The following is a 1,108-nucleotide window of genomic DNA, read 5'->3' on the forward strand; positions in this document are numbered from 1 at the left end:
CTAGGTCCTGTTTTGTGGATCAGTAGAAGGTGAATGGTGCGGCCCGCGTCTTGGGCCTCGCCGGGTCTTCGCGCTGCGCGCGTATCACGCTCGGGCTGTGGTTGATTGGGGCTTTGCCCCAAACCCCAGGCGAGGGGCCTTCCGGCCCCTCACACTCCCCGGCCGTCAACCCATTCGCCTGACGCCACAGCGATCATGTGGCTGGATAGAGAACATGGTTCGTCGCCATGAACTGACCGATGACGCCTGGGAGCGCATCACCCCGTTGCTTCCGGCCAACCCTGAGCGCGGTGGCCGATGGCGCGATCACCGCCAGGTGCTCAACGGCATCGTCTGGAAGATCCGCACCGGCGCCGACTGGCGCGACATCCCGGAACGCTATGGCCCCTGGCAGACCATCTACCAGCGCTTTCGCCGCTGGTCTGCCGACGGCACCTTCGCCCGGCTGCTGGAGCACGTCCAGGTCCACGACGATGCGATCGGCCAGGTCGACTGGTCGGCCATCTGCGTGGACTCCACCATCGTGCGCGCCCACCAGCACGCCGCCGGCGCCCGTAAAGGGGGAGCCACCAAGGCACAGTCGGGCAGCAACCAGCTCAGACCGATCAGGGCCGACAGGCGCTCGGGCGCTCGCGCGGCGGACTGACCACCAAGATCCACCTGGCCGTCGACGGACGCGGCCTGCCCCTGGCGTTCGTGCTCACCGGCGGCAACATCAACGACTGCACCCAGTTCACCACCGTGATGGAAACCATCCGCATCCCCCGCGCCGGCGCCGGCCGACCACGCACCCGCCCCGAACACGTGATCGCCGACAAGGGCTACAGCTCCCGCGCCATCCGCACCTACCTCCGCCGACGCAAGATCGGCGCCACCATCCCCGAACGCGCCGACCAGCTAGCCGGACGAGCCCGCCGCGGACACCGCCGCCACACCTTCGACCCGGTCCGCTACAAACGACGCAACGTCGTCGAACGCTGTTTCAACCGGCTCAAGCACTTCAAAGGCATCGCGACCCGCTACGACAAGCTCGCCGCCCACTACCGATCAGCCGTGACCATCGCCTGTCTACTGCTCTGGCTCAGGTGATCCACAAAACAGGACCTAG

General features: G+C 67.1%; 1 pseudogene. It reads left to right on the forward strand.

Annotated elements, in window-relative coordinates:
* Positions 1-214: 214 nt before the first annotated feature.
* Positions 215-1,089, forward strand: a pseudogene (locus ACFY3V_RS39670) (IS5 family transposase).
* Positions 1,090-1,108 lie beyond the last annotated feature (19 nt).

Source organism: Streptosporangium sp. NPDC000095, from assembly GCF_042899335.1.
Lineage (GTDB): Bacteria > Actinomycetota > Actinomycetes > Streptosporangiales > Streptosporangiaceae > Streptosporangium.